This is a genomic window from Pseudomonas sp. SST3 (genome assembly GCF_003325755.1).
Map to the genome: position 1 here is coordinate 1 of NZ_QORI02000013.1, position 16,111 is coordinate 16,111.

Here is a 16,111-nt window from a genome sequence, read left to right on the forward strand (position 1 = left end):
CCGAGCCGCTTCTTGTGGGAGGCGCGACCCGCGACGAATGCGGGCCTCCTGCCCACCCAAAAGCCAAAGCTTCGCCCCGGGGCGGGCCTCCTACAAAGATCAAAGGCGGACCCTGCGCTCGCTCCACGCACCGAGCCGCTTCTCGTAGGAGGCGCGACCCGCGCCTCTTGCCACCCCAAAGGCCAAAGCTTCGCCCCGCAGCCGGCCGCCAAAAGCTGCGCCCCAAAACGGTGTTCACAAACTCAAAACAATCGCTGACTCAATCGCGAGGCACGACGATCAGGCCGGCACGTTCGCCGATCGCGACATTAGCCAGCGGAAACAGAATGCGCGCGTCCCGCTCTTCGACCACCCAGCGCATGCCGTTTTCGTCCTCCGCCAGTAACGTTCCGAGTGACAGCGGAGTGAAGTTCTCGATATCTGCCGGCAAACGCAGGACGAAGCGTTCGCTGCGCTTGATGATCTCTCGTGCCAGCCGAAACGTCGTTAAAGGTCGCAACGAGTCTTTCGGCACAGGCTCGGCCGTCTCGATCCAATCCTGTGCGGTTCGGAGAAACTCGCTGAGGCAATCAGGCCAGACACCGCCAGGGGCTTCCGCCATTTCAAGCGTAAAGGCCTCGGCATCGTGGTGGGTCGCGGTGTGGGCGCTAAAGGTTCCGGAGGGCTTCTCCTGCAACAACACCGCATCAACCGCAGCGTGGCGAAGGCGCATCAGACTTTCCGAAGATACCTGGCGGTCGGGCACCCACGGACAGATCGCGAACTGAGGCAGCTTCGATACACGCATGGCCGAGTGCAGATCGTAATGCCAGCGACGACGCCCCGGCTCGCGGAAGAACGCCGCTACCAGTGCTTCAAGCCGCGACGCGCGGCGAGCCTCGTCGCTGCAGCCATTCGCGTGCTTGCCACAGAAAAGGCGATTCAGGTCTTCAGCGACCCGGCGAACGCTCTGGCGCATCGCAGGGGGATTGCAGAACAACAGCAGCAGCCGGACGCGGGGACGTATCTCGCCGCGCCCAATCGCTTGCGTCAATTGATCGAGCAGCTCGATCGGGACGATCTCACAGCCGTGCACGCCAGCCGACAGCACCAGATCCAGCCCTGCATCCAGGCCTTTCGCTGGCGTCACCTCAAGGGCGCCTTCGCCCAGCCATCGCAGTCTGGCGCCGTCAGCGGTGAATTGGACTTTCTCGTCCGGCTCGCGCCCGGCAAGCGTAAGCTCCAGCAGTCGCCCCAGCGCCAGCATGTCGGGGCCGTCAGTGGTCGTGGTTGCAGTCCGGTCCATGCACATGATCGTCATCAGCGGACTCGACCGGCTCCATCTCCAGCTCCAGGCTGACCAGATTGGTAGCCAGCGGACGCAGCAGCAGATTGGCGTACTCGGTGTCGCCATCTTCCACGTCCACGCCGATCATCAGCTGGTTGTTGCCGACCTGTTGAATCCAGACTTCTCGCCCCTGCCACATCACGGCAAAACGGGTGCAGGACGTCTCAAGCTGGGTACCGTCGACGTCTTCAAGGATCAGTTGCAGGCTATCGCTCATGGTCAGAATTCTCGATAAGGGAACGAAGGCAGGACGGATGACTGTCCTGCCATGGGGGGTTGGGCCTCAGGCCTGGGACAGTTTTGCCGCGGCGCGCTCGAAGCGGGCCAGGCCTTCGGCGATATCGGCCTCTTCGATAATCAGGCTAGGGGCCAGGCGAATCACATCGGGGCCAGCCTGCAAAATCATCAGTGCTTCTCGCTCGGCCGCATCGAAGATCTCCCGCGAGCGCCCTTTCCATGCGTCGTTCAGCACGCAACCGATCAACATGCCCATGCCACGCACCTGACTGAACAGCCCATGGCGCTGGCCGATCTCCAGCAGCCCGCGCTTGAAGCGTTCGTGCCGGTCCTTGACGCCGTTCAGCACCTCCGGCGTATTGACGATATCGACCACCGCTTCCGCCACCGCGCACGCAAGCGGGTTGCCGCCGTAGGTAGTGCCGTGGGTACCGACGCTGAAGTGCCCAGCGATCTCGTCGGTGGTCAGCATCAAACCGATCGGGAAACCGCCACCGAGACTCTTGGCATTGGTCAGGATGTCCGGCGTGACACCGTAATTCATGTAGGCGTACAGCTCGCCGGTGCGGCCCATGCCGGTCTGGACTTCGTCGAAGATCAACAATGCATTGTGCTGGTCACAGAGTTTACGCGCGCCTTCCAGGTAAGCCTGGTCGGCAGGTAGAACACCGCTCTCGCCCTGAATCGGCTCCAGGACCACAGCACAAGTCTTATCCGAAATAGCGGCGGCGAGCGCATCGAGATCATTATACGGAACATGGCTGATGCCCTGGATCTTCGGTCCGAACCCATCGGAGTACTTCGGCTGGCCACCGACCGTCACGGTGAACAGCGTCCGGCCATGGAAGCTGTTCACTGCCGAGATGATTTCGTTCTTCTCCGGCCCGTGATTGTCGTGAGCGTAGCGGCGCGCCAGCTTGAAGGCCGCCTCGTTGGCTTCGGCGCCAGAATTACAGAAGAACGTCCGGTCAGCGAAGGTCGCGGCGGTGAGCTTCTTGGCCAGACGCAACGCCGGCTCGTTGGTGAAGATGTTGGAGATGTGCCAGAGCTTGCCCGCCTGCTCCGTCAGCGCAGCCACCAGTGCCGGGTGGGCGTGGCCGAGCACGTTCACGGCGATGCCGCCGGTGAAGTCGATCAGCTCTCGCCCGCTTTGATCCCATACTCGCGAGCCCTGGCCGCGCACTGGAATGAAGGCGGCGGGTGCGAAAGTGGGAACAATGACCTGGTCGAAATCAGCGCGTTCTACCGGGGTGTGCGGGGCGGACATCAGGACTCTCCTGCGATGCGACACGAATAGGAATGAAAACGCCCCATCGTCAGGCCGTGCAAAAACGTAGCGAGCGAAGGTCAGGCCAGGCAAAAACAGGCGAAAAAGCGCAATTTACGAGCTGTAAATGAGCATTTTGAGACTGTTTTTAACGCAGCATGGCCGAGCGCAGTAGTTTTGACACAGCCTGACCGTGGCGGGGCGTTATAAGCGCAGTTTAAACGCAGGGCCACCGGGAATGGGCGGTCCGGCGAAAATTCTCTTCAGGAAACGATCGAGTGCTGCTGGTCCAGTTCGATGGCGCGATCCAGCGTCTCGAGAAGCGCTTTGCGAGCCTTGAGCTTGGTGTTTTTGTGAGCCGTCATGTTGATCTTCTTCAACTGAGCCGCAGTCGCTTTGGCAACGTCCATCAACTCACCGGCCGGAACGATCTTATCGAGAAAGCCGGCCTCGAGCGCCGCCTGTGGATTGAAGATCTCGCCATTGATCACCGAGCGATGGAACGCCGGTTTGGTTAGACGATCCCGCGCCACTTCGATGCCCGAATGGTGCATGGTCATGCCGATCTGGACTTCATTGAGACCGATATTGAACGTCCCTTCGACTCCGATGCGGTAGTCGGCTGATAGCAGCAGGAACGCGCCCTTGGCGATGGCGTGACCAGGGCAGGCAACGATGATGGGGAACGGGTGAGCGAGCATCCGTCGCGTGAACCGCGAACCGGTCGTGACCAGCGCGATGGCGCTTTCCGGGCCCGCGGTCATCACCTTGAGGTCATAGCCGCCGGACAGAATACCTGGCTGGCCGGTGAGAATCACCACAGCGCGGTCCTGTTCGGCGCGATCGAACGCGGCGTTGAGCGCGTCGAACACCTCAGGAGACAACGCATTCACCTTGCCATTGTTCAGGGTCAGGGTGGCGATGCCGTCTGCGAGTTCGTAGGAAACCAGATCACTCATGACGAATATTCCTTGTTAGAAGTCCGCAGACGTTACCCAGCACGACCCGCAAGGTAAAGCGTCGTGACTGACTGGCAAGTCATGGTTTGCTGGGCGGAACTGCCAAAGCCGCAGGGCTGGGAGAGCTGGATCAGCTGTCGGCTGTATCCGGTTCCAGCTCGAGCACAGCGAGCAGCTCAGGGTGCAGGATCGTTTGCAGTTTCGGATCGGCGATGAACAGGCCGTGGGAACCATCGGAAATACCGCTGCGAATCCGATAAGGCGTTCCATCGGCGTCAACGGTCAGCTGGGAAAGATCCAGATAACGTGGGTCGCAGGGCTTTTTATCGGCGCTGCGCAGGACAACCACCTTGGGCCGCAAGTGCAGCTGCTGATGTTTCTCCAGCACCAGGGCGACCTCACCGGTATGCAACTCGACCAGCGTGCCCACCGGAAACACGCCGAGCCAGCGAATGAATTCGTGTACCAACGCCTCATCGAACTGCTGGCCGGCACCACTGCGGAGCACATCGTAGGCAGCCTGGATCGGTCGTGCATTGTCATACGCTCGGTGACTGGTAATCGCGTCGAAGGCATCGACGATTGTCACCACCCGGGTGGTAAACGGAATCTGGTACTGCTGGAGCCCTTGGGGGTAACCCTTGCCATCCAGCCGCTCATGGTGCCCGTGCGCTGCCTGGATGGCCGCTGCGGGAATGTCGTTCTGGCTGCACAGCGCCTGATAACCGAAGTCCGGGTGCTGCTTGATGTGCTCGAACTCTGCCTGTGTCAGCTTGCCCGGCTTGTTCAAAATGGCCGGATCGACTTTCATCTTGCCGACATCATGTAACAGCCCGGCTATGCCCAGTAACTCGATCTTTTCGTCGGGTAGCCCGAGGTGGGTGCCGAACCCCATCGCCAGTATGGACACAGAGAGACAGTGCAAACTGGTGTACAGATCTTGCGACTTCAAACGCGTCAGCCAAAGCATGGCACTTTCGTTGCGCAACATGCTTTCGAGGTTCCGCTTGACCAGCGCCTGGCAGGCCTTGGTATCGATGGCGCGCCCCTGCTGGACATCCAACAGAACCTGATCCAGCACTAATGCACTGCTGCGGTAGGCTTCGCGCGCTTCTTGAACTTCAAGGGAGAGCGGGATGCGGGTCATGGTACGCGTGACACGCAGCGGCGTCGCTGAGGGCACGATCATCTGGCCCTGATCCAGCAGCACACGACGGGTATCATCGACGAAAACATAATCGCAGCGCTCACGCACCGCCTGGATATGTTCTAGCTTGAGCAGGGGAAATCCCTGAAACAGGAAATCGGTCTGGCGCCACGGACGATCCAGCTCGCAGATATACATGCCGAGTTCCAGATGACCGACGTGCAGACGACGTTTTGTTGCGACCTCCACCACATCCGGCCGCTTGCGCTTGCTCTTGAATAACTTCATCAAAGCCTTTCTCGGCTCTTCATATTCACTACGCTCGATTGCGGGAAAGCTGGCATCGATTCCATAGGCGTTGGAACCGTAGAGGAACCATAGGTTCATTACCACTACCGCTTAGCCAGTTTCCCAACCGCACCTTAACCGCATGAAAAAACTAAAAAACTTTTTGCCATCCGAAAGCTCTTCGGCTACATTAGCGCGCCTCGACGGTCATCAAGCCTGTCGAGATCCGGTGAGGTGTCCGAGCGGTTGAAGGAGCACGCCTGGAAAGTGTGTATACGAGAAATCGTATCGTGGGTTCGAATCCCACCCTCACCGCCAGACCTGAAATAGCCGAAGCCCCCTGATTTTCCTAGTGAAAGTCAGGGGCTTCGACGTTTAAGACATAAAAAAATTGCTCCGATGGGAACGCTTTGGGAAATGGCCTACAGCTGTAGGGCTGTGTTCCAGGATCGCGATAAGGTCCGGTCCGTCCTCACTACCCGGCTTCCTCGGCCTCCTCTCTTTACCTCTAGCAGTACCGAGCCACCCCCGCCCGGAACGCGTTACGCGGATGTTCCGATTCCACCCGCAGGGGTGCCGATCCGAGCGCGCGACGTTTCAATTCGCTCCATGATCCTACAGGGTTCAGCGACGGTGTCGTCGATTGCGTCTGTGCGAGGCGTCGCTATGGATATCTCTGACCAGCGGTCATTCGAGCAGAATGTTGCACAAACGCATCAGCGCTGCTGAAGGAGCGAGATCGCGAACAAGCTTAATCCCAGACGCTGCACCGCTCCCCGCCTAACCGCCTGCCCCTTACGCGTGACTGTGCCAGTGCAGCGAATCGCGCAAGACCGCTCCACTTGGCGTCGTTTATTACTACACACCTAGATGTCTTGACCCGAGCGCTTGCGCTGGTCCGTATCTTGCTTGGCTTACGATTAAAACCCCGACCCTCGGAAGGGTCACAGGCCAAGCACGTCTGGGAAGCGGACCAGACCTCTGCCACTGCGCATCGTATGGATTGCACAACCGTTACCGGCGAGACGCGACACAACGGCTCGCACCAGAACAATAAAAGGCCGCTACCATGTTCAAGCACAAGAAAGTCCGGCAGGCGACCATGATCCTGCTCGCCACGGCGATCGTTTTGATTCTTCCGAATCTCACCCGGCTGATCGGCTAATCGGTCGAGACGACACGAAACGACAGAGGAATGCTTATGTATCGCGTGCTTTTGCTTCTGTTGATGGCGACCCCCGCTGTGATCGCCGGAGAGGTTGACCAGTCTGCCGCCATAGCCGCACTGCAACGCGACGACAGCGTGTTGATCGATGTTCGCACCGCCCAGGAATACGCAGAAGGCGCCCTGCCCGGCGCGACGCGAATCGAAACGCGGGATCTCGCCGAGCGCATCGCCGGTATCGCGCCGGACAAAGAAGCCCCGGTCGTTCTTTACTGCCGCAGCGGACGTCGCTCCTCTGCCGCACAGGATCTGCTCCTTGAGATGGGCTATAGCCAGGTCATCAATGCCGGAGGTTATGGAGACCTGAAAGCAGTCGTCCCCCCTCGCTGACGCCCCGATGCCCCGTCGACAACCGCGCCATACTCCCTCCGCATTCCCTCATTGATTCGCCTCCCCGTCGTCTACTACGGGAACTAATGCGTTGCAGTGGCTACTGAAAAAGGAGCCGCTGCTTCTACGCTTGGTCGCGTATACCCGGGAGGACTCGAGTTGATGAATTGGGATGTGATGTTGAACGAACAGCTCTGGATCAACATCGCCATAGTCGCTGGCGTCACTATCGTCAGTTATCTCGTACTGCAGGCCATCCTGCGGATCATTACCAACCGCTTGCGGAAAATGGCCAAAGGGGCACGAAGTGGCTTCGTCGCCATTGCTGCGGAGATGCTCAGCCGCACCAGCCATTTGCTGCTGATCGCGCTCTCGTTACTGCTGGCCTTAAAGGTCGTCGAGCTGCCGGATCGTTGGGAATCAGCCATGTCGCATGGTTGGTTCATCGCGCTGGCGTTCCAGATCGCATTGTGGATGGATACAGCCGCCCGGCTGTGGATGGAAAGCCTGACTCGCGACGGCAAGGCGCGAAATCCAGTCACCACCACCATCATCGGCATCATGATCCGCATCGTCATATGGACCATGATGCTGCTGTCGATTCTGGCCAACCTGGGAGTCGACATCACCGCGATGGTCGCCAGCCTCGGCGTCGGCGGTATCGCCATTGCACTGGCGGTGCAGACGCTGCTCAGTGATGTCTTCGCGTCACTGTCCATCGGCGTGGACAAACCGTTCGAGATCGGAGACTTCGTCGTGTTCGACGACGTTGCCGGGAACATCGAGCACATCGGCCTGAAGACCACCCGCATACGCGCGCTGAGCGGCGAGCAGATCGTTTGTGCCAACGCCGAATTGCTCAAACGGACCCTGCACAATTACAAGCGCATGAATACGCGGCGGATCGTGTTCAAGTTCGGCATCACCTACAACACGCCGTCGGACAAGGTGCGCGAGGTTTCAGCATTGCTGAAGCGAATCATCGACGGCATCGACAACGCCAATTTCGACCGTGCGCATTTCCTCGCCTTCGACGACAGCCAGCTCACCTTCGAAGTCGTCTACATCATGCAGGTATCGGACTACAACGCGTACATGGATACCCAGCAGGAAATCAATCTGCAGTTGCTGGACGGCATTCGCGAGATGGACGTGCAGTTCGCCTTCCCGACCCGCAGTGTTGAATTCATTGGCGGTAGCTTTCCGGAACTGACGGTCGCCGGTGTGCCAAATGAAAAGCCCGCCGCCACTCAGCAGGCCCGGAGCGCGCAGCCCAACGGATGACAGCTGGAGCGCGCGTCGGCCCGTAGGCCGCCGCCGCTCCAGCATTCACCACATGCGCATCTGCTTATGGGTTTCGATCAGTTGAGGTACCACGCCCGGATCGGCCAGCGTCGAGACATCCCCCAACGCATCGTATTCGTCAGTGGCGATCTTGCGCAGGATGCGCCGCATGATCTTGCCCGAGCGAGTCTTGGGTAAGCCCGGCGCCCACTGGATGACGTCCGGTACGGCAATTGGCCCGATCTCCTTGCGCACCCACTGCTGTAGCTCCTGACGCAACTGATCAGACGGCTCCTCACCCGCCAGCAGCGTCACGTACACGTAGATGCCCTGCCCCTTGAGCGGGTGCGGCACGCCCACCACCGCGGCTTCGGCCACCTTACGGTGCGCGACCATGGCGCTTTCGATTTCCGCCGTGCCCATGCGGTGACCGGATACGTTCAGCACGTCGTCCACCCGGCCGGTAATCCAATAGTAGCCATCTTCGTCGCGACGGGCGCCGTCACCGGTGAAATACATACCGCGGAAGGTCTTGAAGTAGGTGTCGACGAAGCGATCGTGGTCGCGATAGATGCTGCGCATCTGCCCCGGCCACGAATCGAGAATCACCAGATTGCCCTCGGTGGCGCCCTCGAGCAGATTGCCAAGGTTGTCTACCAATCCCGGCACCACCCCGAAGAAAGGCCGCGTCGCGGAACCCGGTTTCAAAGCCGTAGCGCCAGGTAGCGGGCTGATGAGAATGCCGCCCGTCTCGGTCTGCCACCAGGTATCGACGATGGGGCAACGCGATTTGCCGATCGTCTCGTAATACCAGTGCCAGGCCTCGGGGTTGATCGGCTCGCCGACAGAGCCGAGCAGCCGCAGGCTTGAGCCGTCGACACCCTCCATCGCGGCACCACCCTCGGCCATCATCGCGCGGATCGCGGTGGGCGCGGTATAGAGAATGTTGACCTTGTGCTTATCGACGATCTGGCCGATCCGCGTGACGTCGGGATAGTTAGGCACGCCTTCGAACATCAGCGTTGTCGCACCGTTGGCCAGCGGTCCGTAGAGGATGTAACTGTGGCCGGTAATCCAGCCGACGTCGGCAGTACACCAATAAACCTCGCCGGGACGGTAATCGAATACTCGTTCATGAGTCAGAGCGGCGTAGAGCAGATAGCCGCCAGACGTATGCATTACACCTTTGGGTTTGCCGGTCGAGCCGGAGGTATAAAGGATGAACAGAGGCTCCTCTGCCCCCATCTCCTTCGGTGCGCAAACCTCTCCTGCCACACGCATCAGATCTTCGTACCAGATGTCGCGATGCTGGTTCCAGCGGATATCACCCCCCGTGCGACGTACCACGATGATCTTCTGTATGCAGCTGGTTTGCGGGTTGGTCAGCGCCTCGTCGACATTGGCTTTCAGCGGTACCTTCTTGCCGCCGCGCAGCCCTTCATCGGCGGTAATGACCACCTTGGACTTGCCGTCGATGATCCGGCCGGCCAGCGCTTCCGGGGAGAACCCGCCGAACACCACCGAATGAATGGCACCAATGCGTGCACAAGCCAGCATTGCCACCGCCACCTCGGGGATCATGGGCATGTAGATCGTGACCACATCGCCCCGATGCACATCCTGCCCACGGAGCGCGTTGGCAAACTTGCTGACCTCGTGGTGGAGCTCGCGGTAGGTGATGCGGCGATGCTCGGATGGATCGTCTCCCTCCCAGATTATCGCCACCTCGTCACCCCGTGTTTCGAGGTGGCGATCCAGGCAGTTGGCCGAGACGTTCAAGGTGCCATCGGCGAACCACTTGATGTCCACATGATGGTCATCGAAGGACGTCTGCTTGACGCGCGAAAACGGTTTGATCCAGTCGATGCGCTCCGCCTGCTCGCGCCAGAACCCGTCAGGGTTGACCACCGACTGTTGATACAGCGCTTTATAAGCAGCCTCATCGGTCAGCGACCGAGCCGCAACTTCCGGTTTCACGGGATACAGGGACGCAGCAGTCATGGACAATTACCTCACTCGTCGGTCTTGTTATCGTTTCGAATAACCTGCCCCACAGGCGAACCATACGAATCAAACCAAGCGCCTGGTGACTTAACGTTCGAGCAACGCGGGGCCAAAGCGTTCCGCTGGCGTGTGGCCTTGTAAAACGCTTTCTCCCCTAGAGCATAGACGCTTCGCCCGAGGCGTACTTTGCCGCCCTCTGTGGTCATAGAAATGCCGGGGCACATGCCCGTCACGCCGGGGTTCAAGGATGTCAGATCCAGCCAACGTGTTCTTTCGTGTCGTTAAACGCATCAGGGAGAGCATCGCCCTCTATCCGGTCCTGATCCCCGCCGTTTATTTCGTCATAGCGATGCTGGTGTTTGCATTTGAGTCGACGTCCATTGCTGCGCCGTTACGTGAAAAGCTGCCGCCAGGTCTGGTCGATGCCGACAACAGCCGTGAAATCCTTGGCACGCTGATTACCGGCATCATTTCTCTCACGGTCTTCAGCTTCTCTATGGTGATGGTCGTGCTCAACGGCGCCGCGGCCCGCCTGTCGCCTCGGGTACTGCCCGGCCTGGTCAGCGACACGCGCAATCAGGTGATCCTCGGCATCTACTTGGGCAGCATCGTCTACTACCTGCTGATGATCGGCGCGATCAACAAGAACGACCCAGCCAGCGTCCCGGCGCTCGGGCTCCTGCTGGCGTTGCTATTCGGCATGCTGTGCATGGCGCTGTTCGTTGTATTCATTCGTTCGGTATCCCAATCGATTCAGGTCGACTGGATCCTCAGCCAGCTCTACAACAGCGCATCAGCCAACCTGGACAAGCGTAGGCGGCGCATCGCCGGCGTCGCCGACATCCCCGACACAACCGACTGGTGGTGCCTGCCTTCAGCCCGACCGGGATATCTTCGCGAGGTGAACGAACGGCGCCTGGGCAAGATGCTGCGCAAACGCGACCTGATCGCCGTGATCCAGGTAGAGCCGGGCTTCTTCCTGATCGAGGGCCATCCATTGATCAAGTTCAGTGAGCCGCTGAGCGATGAAGAGGCGAATGAAGCACTCGACTGTTTCGACTTCCACGACAATGAATTCGCTGGCGCTAACGTCTCCTACGGCATGCGGCAGATCTCGGAAATCGCGGTCAAGGCCATCAGCCCGGCCATCAACGACCCCGGTACCGCGATGCGGGCGGTCAATCTGATCGGCGTACTGCTGAAGCGGCTCGGCGGAGTCCCGCCTTTTGACGCTGGCTGCATGGATGAAGGCCGTCCGCGCCTTTTCTATCCGCAGATGGCTATGCAGCGATTGCTGCAAAGCGTTATCGCCCCGATCCGCATCTATGGTGGCCATGATCCGCAAGTCCTGATCACGCTCCTGCAGTGCTTGAAGAATGCCCTGCACGGCAACCCGAACGAAGCCCAGCTGCAGGCGCTGCACGGTGAGATCGACGCCTTGCGCGAAGACGCCGATGCCAAGGTGGAAAACCCGCGCGACCGTCGCGCGGTAAACGAGGTGCTCGATCGATTGAAGAAACTAAACGACAAAGCCCCCGTCGTCGCGCCGCTTCCGATCGACCTTGAGCATCAGCCGCAAGCCGGGACGTGAACCGCCACTCTCCCCACCGGGAAAGCGCTTTGCCGTTTCCTGTGGGAGCCCCGCCTCGGGGCGAAGCTTTTGCCGTTTCCTGTAGGAGCCCCGCCTCGGGGCGAAGCTTTTGCTTTTGAGTGGGCTGAACGCGCGCTTTCGGCACGGGCGCGCCTCCCACCAAAGCAATGCCGCCCGCGCCTTGGCTCTGCTGTAGGAGGCCCGCCTCGGGGCGAAGCTTTGCTCTTAAGCGGGCAGGAAACGCGCGCGTTCGCCGCGGGGCGCGCCTCCCACCAAAGCAATGCCGCCCGCGCCTTGGCTCTCTGCTGTAGGAGGCCCGCCTCGGGGCGAAGCTCTTTGCTTTGAGCGGACAGAGCGACGCGCTTTCGCCGCGGGGCGCGCCTCCCGCTGAAGCAATGCCGTCGGCGCCTTGGCTCTGCTGTAGGAACCCCGCCTCGGGGCGAAGCTTTTGCCTTTGAGTGGGCTGAACGCTTTTCGGTGCGGGCCGCGCCTCTCGCTAAAAGCGCCCCGCAGCGAGTGCCGGAAGGCGCGTAGCGGTCGAATTTACTCCGCCTGGTTCGCCGCTTCGGCGGCCTGAATCAGATCGGCACCGATTTCCGCCTCGAACTTCTTCCAGGCCGGACGAACAGCGTCACGCCAGCTGTTGCGCTGATCTTCGGTCAGCACCAGGATTTCGCTCTTGCCGGTATCGATGACGTTCTGCTTGGCTTTTTCGTTCAGCGCCTCGGCCTGGCGGTTCACCTCGGTGGTGACCTCGTCGATGATCTGTTCGAGCTCAGCGCGCACCGGCGCCGGCAAGCCGTTCCAGAACTGGGTGTTGGTGATCAGCAGGTAATTGCCGATGCCGTGGTTGGACTCGGTCATGTACTGCTGCACTTCGTAATATTTCTGGCTGTAGATGTTGGACCAGGGATTGTCCTGAGCATTGACCACACCGGTCTGCAGGCCTTGGTAGATTTCAGCGAACGCCATCTTGCGCGGCACCGCGCGCAACGCCGTGTACTGAGCGGCCTGCAGATCCGATGGCTGGACACGGAATTTCAATCCGCGAGCATCGGCCGGCTCACGCAGCGGCTTGTTCGCGGTGAACTGGCGCATGCCGTTGAGCCAGTAGGCCAGCCCGGTGATGCCCTTGTCTTCCATGGACTTGAGCATGGCCTTGCCTTTGTCCGACTGCTGGAAGCGTTGCGCCGCCGCGACGTCATCGAAGAGGAACATCAGGTCGAACAGCTGCAGTTGCTTGGTGTATTGCTCCAGCTTCGACGGCGCGGGTGCGAGCATTTGGACGTCGTTGAGCAGCAGTGCCTCCATTTCCTTGCCGTCGCCGTACAACGAGGAGTTCGCATACACCTGCACTTCGACCTGGTCCGGCAGACGCTCCTCGACCAGCTTCTTGAACATCAGCGCGCCCTGCCCCTTGGGGGTGCTGTCGGCGGTGATGTGGGAAAACTTGATCAGAATCGGATCGGCAGCCTGCGCGGTGAACATGCTGAACAGGGCTGAAGCGGCGAGCAGATGGGTAATACCACGGGTGAGTCGTGCCATGGGAAAGCTCCGTCTTGTAGTTGTGTGAGCCAGGTAGCTGGTCACGACTCTACTCCGCCGTCCTTTTCCGGCGACATTCATATTTGGGCAAGCGAGGCTTCGCCTCCCACGAAGGCATCAATGCGCCCACGCCGGTTTCAGCCGTTTTTCATCGATTGCCTTCGCGAGCGGTGAGGTGTTCGAGCATTTGCCGCGCGGTGACCGACAGGCTTTCCAGGTTACGCACACCAATCTTCAGCTCACGCCGCGCCCAGGCATCGGTCAGCGGGATGATCGCCACATCCAGCGCCGGCAGATAGTTGCGCACCACCTGCTCGGGCAGCACACCGATCCCCATCCCGGTATGAATCATGCGGCAGATGGCCTCGAAGCTACGCACCTGAATACGCAAACGCAGCGGCGTGCCCATCTGCTGGGCCGACTGCTGCAACAGCGCATACAGCGAGGCGTCCTGCTGCAGGCCGATGAAGTCGAAGCCGGCAGCATCGCGTAAGGCAATGTGCTTCAAGCCCCCCAGCGGATGCTGACGCGGCGTGACCAGCACCAGGTTGTCCTCGCGATAGCCGAATACCTGAAGGTCTTCGGCCGGCATATGCCCGGCGAAGATGCCGATATCCGTTAACCCCTCGCGCAGGGCACGCAAAGTGTCGTTGCTGACGCGCTCTTCCAGGTCGATTTTCACTTCAGGATGCAAACGCGCGAAGGCGCTAAGGTCTTCCGGCAGGAATTCGATGACCGCCGATGTGTTGGCATGGATGCGCACGTGCCCCTTCACGCCCTGACTGAACTCGCTGAGGTCGGCATCCATCTGCTGCAGGCCGTCGAGCAGATTGCGGGCGTGGTGCAGCAGCGCGTGGCCGGCGGGCGTCAGCTTCACGCCTTTAGGCTGGCGATACAGCAGGCTAACGCCGAGCTGGCCCTCCAAATCGCTGATGCGCTTGCTGACCGCGGCGAGCGCCAGGTGCTCGCGCTCGGCCGCGCGGGTAAGGCTGCGCTCATCGGCAACGGCGACGAACAGGCGCAGGGTAACGAAATCGACACGCCGCATGGTTGGCTCTCGTATTCGCAAGTGACGAAGCGACAACGATAAACCGGCGCGCTTAGAAAGGCACCCAGCCTGTAGCCTTCGTGCTTTGCGAAACCATCCTTGGCTATTCGGCAATTGTCCACAACGTGGCGCTCGGTCATCCTGCGCACATGAATCGACCCGGTACAGGTGCTGCGATGAACGAACAGAATGGAAACAGCCTGCCACTGCATGGCCTGAAGGTCATCGAGATGGGCCAGCTGATCGCCGGCCCTTTCGCCAGCAAGATGCTCGGCGAATTCGGCGCCGAGGTGATCAAGATCGAACCGCCGGGCGTCGGTGATCCGCTGCGCAAGTGGCGTAAGCTCAAAGACGGCACCTCGCTCTGGTGGCATGTGCAGTCACGTAATAAACAGTCGGTGACGCTCGATCTCAAAGCCGCCGAAGGCCAACAAATCGTTCGCCAACTGGTCGCCGAAGCCGATGTGCTGGTGGAAAACTTCCGCCCCGGCACGCTGGAAGCCTGGGGCCTGGGCTGGGATGAACTGTCCAAGCTCAACCCGCGCCTGATCATGCTGCGCATCTCCGGCTACGGCCAGACCGGCCCTTATCGCGACCTACCCGGCTTCGGCGTGATCGGTGAGGCCATGGGCGGGTTGCGGCACCTGTCCGGCTATCCGGGCCAGCCGCCGGTGCGAGTGGGTGTGAGCATCGGTGATTCGCTGTCCTCGCTGTATGGCGTCATCGGTGTGCTGCTCGCCCTGCAGGAGCGCAATCGCAGCGGCAAGGGTCAGGAAATCGATGTCGCGCTGTACGAATCGGTGTTCGCCATGATGGAAAGCCTGGTGCCCGAATACGATGCCTTCGGCTATGTCCGCGAGCCGGCCGGCAGCGCACTGCCCGGTATCACGCCCTCCAACTCCTACCTGTGTCGCGATGGCGCCTACGTGCTGATCGCCGGCAATGGCGACAGCATCTATAAGCGCCTGATGATGCTGATGGGGCGTCAGGACCTGGCCGATGATCCACGTTTCGCGCATAACGATGGCCGCGCCCAGCACGCCGAGCTGATCGACGCCGCAATCGGCGAATGGACGGCTCAGCATAGTCGCGATGAGGTCATCGAGGCATTGAAGGAGGCGCGCGTTCCAGCCGGCTATCCCTACACAGCGGCGGACATCGTCAAGGATCCGCACTACCTGGCGCGACAGATGATCGAGCAGGTGCAAACGTTCGCCGGACCGCTCAAGGTCCCAGGCGTACTCCCCAAACTCAGCCGCACCCCAGGCCGCATTGGCGCCGGCGGCCCGCAGCTGGGCGAGCACACCGAAGACGTCCTGGCCGGGCTTGGCCTGACCGAAGTGCAGCGCCAGGGATTGCGTGAGCGGGGAATTATTTAAACCCGTTCGCGAGGGGGGCCTCACACAAAAACGGTGCAGCAACGCTTTTAATGTTGTGGGAGTGCCACCCTCGGCGCGAAGCATTTTGGCTTTGCTGGCAGGCTATCGCCTGCATTCGCCGCGAGGGCGCGCCTCCCACAAAAAGCGGTGCGGCGACGCTTTTGATGTTTTGGGAGTGCCACCTCGGCGCGAAGCATTTTGGCTTTGCTGGCAGGCTATCGCCTGCATTCGCCGCGAGGGCGCACCTCCCACAAAAAGCGGTGCGGCGACGCTTTTGATGTTGCGGGAGTGCCACCCTCGGCGCGAAGCATTTTGGCTTTGCTGGCAGGCTATCGCCTGCATTCGCCGCGAGGGCGCGCCTCCCACAAATAGCGGTGCAGCGACGCTTTTGATGTTGTGGGAGGCCCGCCCTCGGGGCGAAGCTTTTTTGGTTTTAAGAAGACCATCAAGAACAACACAGCTCTTGTCACCAACCGGAGA

General features: G+C 60.5%; 12 protein-coding genes and 1 tRNA gene. 5 read left to right on the plus strand and 8 right to left on the minus strand.

Features of this window, described 5'->3' with window-relative positions:
• Positions 1-259: 259 nt before the first annotated feature.
• The 5 genes from DQ405_RS14595 to DQ405_RS14615 all read right to left on the minus strand — a co-directional run bounded on the left by DQ405_RS14595 (position 260) and on the right by DQ405_RS14615 (position 5,225).
• The gene (locus DQ405_RS14595) at positions 260-1,246 is read right to left on the minus strand and encodes a succinylglutamate desuccinylase (protein WP_168424985.1); all 987 of its coding nucleotides are present in this window, start codon (positions 1,244-1,246) and stop codon (positions 260-262) included.
• 10 nt (positions 1,247-1,256) lie between these two features.
• The gene (locus tag DQ405_RS14600) at positions 1,257-1,544 is read right to left on the minus strand and encodes a topoisomerase II (protein ID WP_019340650.1); all 288 of its coding nucleotides are present in this window, start codon (positions 1,542-1,544) and stop codon (positions 1,257-1,259) included.
• 66 nt (positions 1,545-1,610) lie between these two features.
• Positions 1,611-2,831: an aspartate aminotransferase family protein gene (locus tag DQ405_RS14605; protein ID WP_168424893.1), complete on the minus strand. Its 1,221-nt coding sequence runs from the start codon at positions 2,829-2,831 to the stop codon at positions 1,611-1,613.
• 263 nt (positions 2,832-3,094) lie between these two features.
• Entirely contained in the window at positions 3,095-3,790 is a 696-nt protein-coding gene (locus tag DQ405_RS14610) for a crotonase/enoyl-CoA hydratase family protein (protein WP_168424894.1), read from the minus strand.
• A gap of 130 nt (positions 3,791-3,920) precedes the next feature.
• Positions 3,921-5,225 (minus strand): HD-GYP domain-containing protein, encoded by a 1,305-nt coding sequence (locus DQ405_RS14615; RefSeq protein ID WP_168424986.1) that lies wholly within the window; start codon positions 5,223-5,225, stop codon positions 3,921-3,923.
• A 228-nt stretch (positions 5,226-5,453) separates the two neighbouring features.
• Here DQ405_RS14615 and DQ405_RS14620 point away from each other — a divergent pair.
• The 3 genes from DQ405_RS14620 to DQ405_RS14630 all read left to right on the plus strand — a co-directional run bounded on the left by DQ405_RS14620 (position 5,454) and on the right by DQ405_RS14630 (position 8,064).
• A tRNA-Ser gene (locus DQ405_RS14620) sits at positions 5,454-5,543 on the plus strand.
• Between the two features lie 883 nt (positions 5,544-6,426).
• Positions 6,427-6,780 carry a rhodanese-like domain-containing protein gene (locus tag DQ405_RS14625; protein ID WP_168424895.1) on the plus strand — a complete coding sequence of 118 codons (354 nt, stop codon included), beginning with the start codon at positions 6,427-6,429 and terminating at the stop codon, positions 6,778-6,780.
• Positions 6,781-6,942: 162 nt separating this feature from the next.
• The gene (locus tag DQ405_RS14630) at positions 6,943-8,064 is read left to right on the plus strand and encodes a mechanosensitive ion channel family protein (protein WP_168424896.1); all 1,122 of its coding nucleotides are present in this window, start codon (positions 6,943-6,945) and stop codon (positions 8,062-8,064) included.
• A 45-nt stretch (positions 8,065-8,109) separates the two neighbouring features.
• On the opposite strand, the gene acs is transcribed toward DQ405_RS14630, so the two are convergent.
• Positions 8,110-10,065, minus strand: coding sequence for an acetate--CoA ligase (gene acs, locus DQ405_RS14635; protein WP_168424897.1), 1,956 nt, complete (start codon positions 10,063-10,065; stop codon positions 8,110-8,112).
• A gap of 250 nt (positions 10,066-10,315) precedes the next feature.
• Between acs and DQ405_RS14640 the strand changes: the two genes are divergently transcribed.
• On the plus strand, positions 10,316-11,659 hold the full coding sequence (locus DQ405_RS14640; protein ID WP_168424898.1) for a DUF2254 domain-containing protein: 1,344 nt from the start codon (positions 10,316-10,318) through the stop codon (positions 11,657-11,659).
• A gap of 543 nt (positions 11,660-12,202) precedes the next feature.
• Here the strand turns inward: DQ405_RS14640 and DQ405_RS14645 are convergent.
• The gene (locus tag DQ405_RS14645; RefSeq protein ID WP_168424899.1) at positions 12,203-13,204 is read right to left on the minus strand and encodes a DctP family TRAP transporter solute-binding subunit; all 1,002 of its coding nucleotides are present in this window, start codon (positions 13,202-13,204) and stop codon (positions 12,203-12,205) included.
• Positions 13,205-13,352: 148 nt separating this feature from the next.
• Positions 13,353-14,252, minus strand: coding sequence for a LysR family transcriptional regulator (locus DQ405_RS14650; protein ID WP_168424900.1), 900 nt, complete (start codon positions 14,250-14,252; stop codon positions 13,353-13,355).
• Positions 14,253-14,428: 176 nt separating this feature from the next.
• Between DQ405_RS14650 and DQ405_RS14655 the strand changes: the two genes are divergently transcribed.
• On the plus strand, positions 14,429-15,631 hold the full coding sequence (locus DQ405_RS14655; RefSeq protein WP_168424901.1) for a CaiB/BaiF CoA transferase family protein: 1,203 nt from the start codon (positions 14,429-14,431) through the stop codon (positions 15,629-15,631).
• Positions 15,632-16,111 lie beyond the last annotated feature (480 nt).

What these genes read in the sequence shown, in the direction of transcription:
- DQ405_RS14595 (WP_168424985.1), bottom strand. Translation starts at nt 1,246, where the DNA reads ATGCTGGCGCTGGGGCGACTGCTGGAGCTTACGCTTGCCGGGCGCGAG.
- DQ405_RS14600 (WP_019340650.1), bottom strand. Translation starts at nt 1,544, where the DNA reads ATGAGCGATAGCCTGCAACTGATCCTTGAAGACGTCGACGGTACCCAG.
- DQ405_RS14605 (WP_168424893.1), bottom strand. Translation starts at nt 2,831, where the DNA reads ATGTCCGCCCCGCACACCCCGGTAGAACGCGCTGATTTCGACCAGGTC.
- DQ405_RS14610 (WP_168424894.1), bottom strand. Translation starts at nt 3,790, where the DNA reads ATGAGTGATCTGGTTTCCTACGAACTCGCAGACGGCATCGCCACCCTG.
- DQ405_RS14615 (WP_168424986.1), bottom strand. Translation starts at nt 5,225, where the DNA reads ATGAAGTTATTCAAGAGCAAGCGCAAGCGGCCGGATGTGGTGGAGGTC.
- DQ405_RS14625 (WP_168424895.1), top strand. Translation starts at nt 6,427, where the DNA reads ATGTATCGCGTGCTTTTGCTTCTGTTGATGGCGACCCCCGCTGTGATC.
- DQ405_RS14630 (WP_168424896.1), top strand. Translation starts at nt 6,943, where the DNA reads ATGAATTGGGATGTGATGTTGAACGAACAGCTCTGGATCAACATCGCC.
- acs (WP_168424897.1), bottom strand. Translation starts at nt 10,065, where the DNA reads ATGACTGCTGCGTCCCTGTATCCCGTGAAACCGGAAGTTGCGGCTCGG.
- DQ405_RS14640 (WP_168424898.1), top strand. Translation starts at nt 10,316, where the DNA reads ATGTCAGATCCAGCCAACGTGTTCTTTCGTGTCGTTAAACGCATCAGG.
- DQ405_RS14645 (WP_168424899.1), bottom strand. Translation starts at nt 13,204, where the DNA reads ATGGCACGACTCACCCGTGGTATTACCCATCTGCTCGCCGCTTCAGCC.
- DQ405_RS14650 (WP_168424900.1), bottom strand. Translation starts at nt 14,252, where the DNA reads ATGCGGCGTGTCGATTTCGTTACCCTGCGCCTGTTCGTCGCCGTTGCC.
- DQ405_RS14655 (WP_168424901.1), top strand. Translation starts at nt 14,429, where the DNA reads ATGAACGAACAGAATGGAAACAGCCTGCCACTGCATGGCCTGAAGGTC.